The sequence below is a fragment of the Streptomyces sp. CNT360 genome, from assembly GCF_000424785.1.
This window is the reverse complement of record NZ_AUKO01000045.1, coordinates 1-4,589: the sequence shown is the minus strand read 5'-3', so window position 1 is coordinate 4,589 and position 4,589 is coordinate 1. Positions and strand designations below refer to the sequence as shown.

The 4,589-nt window shown below is 73.6% G+C and carries 2 protein-coding genes; both read left to right on the top strand.

Features of this window, described 5'->3' with window-relative positions; all coding sequences use genetic code 11:
• Positions 1-3,947 (top strand): SDR family NAD(P)-dependent oxidoreductase (locus H297_RS38465; protein WP_158693747.1); only part of this gene is annotated, 3,947 nt, incomplete at its 5' end.
• A 13-nt stretch (positions 3,948-3,960) separates the two neighbouring features.
• Positions 3,961-4,589: beta-ketoacyl synthase N-terminal-like domain-containing protein (locus H297_RS40505; RefSeq protein WP_486589668.1), on the top strand; the 629-nt coding region annotated here is incomplete at its 3' end.

The following is a 4,589-nucleotide window of genomic DNA, read 5'->3' as shown; positions in this document are numbered from 1 at the left end:
CCATCCGCACCCAGCACCCCCACCGCACCACCCTCATCGGCCGCGACCACACCCACCTCAACACCGCCCTCACCCACCTCACCACCAAACAGCCGGATCAGGTGTCTCCCCGCCCGGCGCGCAGCCGGCCGGGCCGGGTGGCGTTCGTCTTTCCCGGCCAGGGGTCGCAGTGGCCCGGTATGGCCGCCGGGTTGCTGGACGCCTCCCCGGTTTTCGCGGAGCAGTTGGAGCGGTGTGCCGCAGCTCTGGCGCCGCACACCGACTGGAACCTCCTCGATGCGGTGACGGACCCCGCCAAGGCACCGGCACTCGACCGGGTCGACGTGGTGCAGCCCGCGCTGTTCTCCGTGATGGTGTCGCTGGCCGCGCTGTGGCGTTCCTGCGGGGTCGAACCCGACGCGGTCGTCGGGCACTCGCAGGGGGAGATAGCCGCGGCCTGTGTCGCGGGAGCGTTGAGCCTGGAGGACGCTGCTCGTGTCGTCGCCCTGCGCAGCCGGGAGATCGCCACGCTCGGCGGCACGGGCGGCATGCTGGCGGTGGCGCGCCCGGCGGCGGAGGTGCGCGCGATGCTCGCGGCGGCGCCGGGCCTGTCCGTAGCGGCGGTCAACAGCCCCACCTCGGTCCTGGTGTCGGGCGACCGCGCGGAGTTGGAGGCGTTCCACGAGGACTGCGTCGCGGAGGACGTCTGGGTGCGGTGGGTTCCCGTCGACTACGCCTCGCACTCGTCACACATCGAGTCGTTGCGGGGCCGACTGCGAACCGTGCTGGGATCGGTGCGTCCGCGGGCCGCGTCCGTGGCCTTCCACTCCACGGTCGCGGGTGAGCAGGTGGAGACCACCACGCTCGATGCCGAGTACTGGTACACGAACCTGCGCAGTGCGGTGCTGTTCGAGGACACCGTGCGCGCGATGGCTGGTCAGGGCTACGGGGTCTTCGTCGAGGTGAGCCCGCACACCGTCCTGACGACAGCACTCACCCAGTCGCTGGAGCCGCTCGGCGGCGATCCGCTGATCACCGGATCGCTCACCCGGGACCACGGCGGGATGGAGGACTTCCTGGCCTCCGTGGGACAGGCGTGGGAAGCCGGGGTGACCGTCGACTGGTCGAAGTGGCCGACGTGGGGGGCGCCGTCGGCGGCGGGGCGGACCGCCCGCCGCGTGGAACTGCCCGGTTACGCCTTCACCCGGCAGCGGTTCTGGGTGGGAGGCGGCGGCGACGGCGGCGCTCCCCGGGCCGCAGGCATGAAGCCGGTGCGCCATCCGCTGCTGACCGGTCAGCTGCCGCTGGCCGGCGGAAAGGGCCGGCTGTTCACCGGGCACGTCTCGCTGGATGAGCTGCCCTGGTTGGCCGACCACGCGGTGTTCGAGGAGATCGTCGTCCCGGGGACGGCGGTCGTGGAGCTCGCCGCGAGCGCCGGTGACCGCCTCGGCGGCTCCGCGGTCGAGGAACTCACCCTGGAAGTACCGCTCCTGCTGCGTGACGAGACGGTCGGGCTCCAGCTCCAGGTGGAGGAGCCCGCTGCCGACGGGCGGGCGGCCTTCACCGTGCACGCCGAGGACGGTGCGGGCGGCTGGACCCGGCACGCCTCCGGAGTGCTGGGCCCGCGCGCCGCCCGGGGAGGCGGCCCGGCGGCCGAGCCCTCCCGAGCACCGGGGGAAGTCCCCCCGCCCGAGCTGAAGGAGGGCCCGCCGGCGGGAGCTGCCCCGATCGAGCTGGACGGCCTCTACGACAGGCTGGCCGACCGGGGCATGGGCTACGGGCGCACGTTCCGGGGGCTGCGCGCGGCGTGGCGGCTCGGCGAGGAGCTCCACGCGGAGGTGCTGCTGGACGACGGCGGCCACGAGCTGGACCCCCGGCATCTGGTGCACCCCGCGCTGCTGGACGCCGCGTTCCACGCCGCCTTCGCCGAGGGGCACGAGAAGGGTTCCGCGACGGCGCTGCTGCCCTTCGCGTGGTCCGGCGTTCGTCTGCACAGGAGCCAACAGGCGCCGCGGGCCCTGCGGGTGCGTCTTACCCCGCTCGGGCCCGACACCCTGCGCATGACCGGGTGGGACGAGGACGGGCGGGTCGTGGTCACCGTCGAATCGGTGACGGCCCGCCCCGTCTCACCCGCGAAGCTGGCGGGCGCCCGCCCCGCCGCCGCCGACTGCCTGTTCGCCGTCGACTGGACACCGGCCGCCCCGCCGGCCGAACCCGTGGCCGCCGACCGGATGGCGGTGCTCGGTCCTGACGAGGTGACCGTCGCCGGCACACCGGTCCGCTCCTGTCCGGACCTCGCCACACTGCCGACGCAGGAGGAGAGGGCCGAAGAGGCGGACACCGAGCCTCCGGCGTGGCTTTTGGTGCCCGTCGGCTCACCGGAGGGCCTCCCCGCTGCGGAGGCCGCCCGTACGGAGACGCGGCGGGTGCTGTCCCTGCTTCGGGAGTGGCTGACGGCCGACCGTTCACCGCGGACCCGGCTGGCCCTGCTCACCCGCGGTGCGGTGGCCGCGACACCCGACGAGGAGCCGGACCCCGCACTGGCTGCGGTGTGGGGGCTGGTACGCAGTGCCCAGGCGGAGCATCCCGGCACCTTCGCCCTGCTCGACCTCGGGGCCGAGGCCGACATGGCGCGGCTGGGCGCGGCGCTGGCAGCGGACGAGCCCCAGGTGGCGCTCCGCGGCGGCGCGCTGCTGGTTCCCCGGGCCGCCCGTCGGCGTGCTCAGGGCGCCGAGGCCGCCGAGTCCGTGTTCGACCCGGAGGCCACGGTGCTGGTCACCGGCGGTACCGGCGGTCTGGGTGCGCTGGTCGCCCGCCATCTGGCCACCGAGCACGGCGTGCGGAACCTGCTGCTGGCCAGCCGTCGCGGCATGTCCGCTCAGGGAGCACCGGCCCTCGTCGAGGAGCTGACCGGGCTCGGGGTGCACGTCCGGGCCGCCGAGTGCGACGTCTCCGACCGGGCGGCGGTGGCCGCACTGCTCGCCTCCGTGCCCGACGAGCACCCGCTGGGCGCGGTCGTCCACGCGGCCGGCGTGCTCGAGGACAGCCTGATCACCTCCCTGACCGGTGACGCTCTCGACCGGGTGCTACGGGCGAAGGCGGACTCCGCCTGGCTGCTGCACGAGTTGACGGCCGAGTACCGGCTGGGCGCCTTCGTCCTGTTCTCTTCGCTGGCGGGCGTGCTCGGCGGCCCCGGACAGGGCAACTACGCCGCGGCCAACGCCTTCCTCGACGCGCTCGCCCAGGCCCGGCGGGCGGCGGGGCGGCCCGCGACCTCGATCGCCTGGGGGCTGTGGGAGCAACCCGGCGACATGACCGGGCACCTCGACGCGAGCGACACCTCGCGCCTGGCCGACAGCGGAGTGATCGCCCTGACGGCCGAGGAGGGGCTCCACCTGCTGGATGCGACGCTCGGCTCGCCCGACCCCGTCCTACTGGCCGCCCGTCTCGACCTGGCCGCCGTACGCGCACAGTCCGCCGCCGGGATGGCTCCGGCGGTGCTGCACGACCTGGTCCGTACGGTGCCGGCGCGGCAGACAGCCACCTCGGCGGCAACCGTCGAGGCGCTGGCCGCGCTGTCCGTGGGCGACCGGGAGAACGAGGTGCTGCGCCTGGTGCGGGGAGAGGTCGCCGCGGTGCTGCGGTATCCGGGAGCGGACGCCGTTCCACCCGACCGGCCCCTCAAGGACATCGGTCTCGACTCGCTGGGTGCGGTGCAGCTGCGCAACCGCCTCAACACGGTGGCGGACCTGCGCCTGCCTGCGACGGTGATCTTCGACCACCCCACGCCGCGGGCGGTGGCCTCGGTCGTCCTGGGGGAGCTGTTCCCTGACCGGTCCTCCGCAGCGCAGGACGGCACCGCTCCGGACGGTTCCGACGGCGCCTTCGATCCGGCCGCCGGAGTCGACGACCTGGACGCCGACGAACTCGTCCGCCTGGCGCTGCGCGACACCCGAGACGACTCGTGAGATTGGACCCTCGATGGCTGTTGACAACGACGACGTCCTGACCGCGCTCCGCTCGGCGATGAAGGAGAACGCCCGGTTGCGGCACCGGGAGGACAGGGCACTTGAGCCGATCGCGGTGGTGGGGATGGCCTGCCGTCTCCCGGGTGGGGTGCATTCGCCGGAGGAGTTGTGGCAGCTCGTGGCCGAGGGCCGGGATGCGATATCCGGCTTCCCCACCGACCGGGGATGGGACATCGACGCGGTCTACCATCCGGACCCGAGCCATCCGGGAACGAGTTACGTGCGCTCGGGCGGCTTCCTGTCGACCGCCACCGAGTTCGATCCCCGCTTCTTCGGGATCAGCAGGCGTGACGCGCTGGCGATGGATCCGCAGCAGCGGCTGTTGCTGGAGGGCGTGTGGGAGGCGTTCGAAGACGCGTGCATCGACCCGGAGACCCTGCGCGGCAGCCGTACAGGCGTCTTCGCCGGCACCATGTTCCAGGACTACTCCTACCTCGCCCGCGCCAACGCAGACCAGGTGGCCGGACGCTGGGGGCTGGGGACCCTCGGCAGCTTCGTCTCCGGTCGGGTGGCGTACACGTTCGGGTTCGAGGGGCCTGCGTTGACGGTGGATACGGCGTGTTCGTCGTCTTTGGTGGCTGC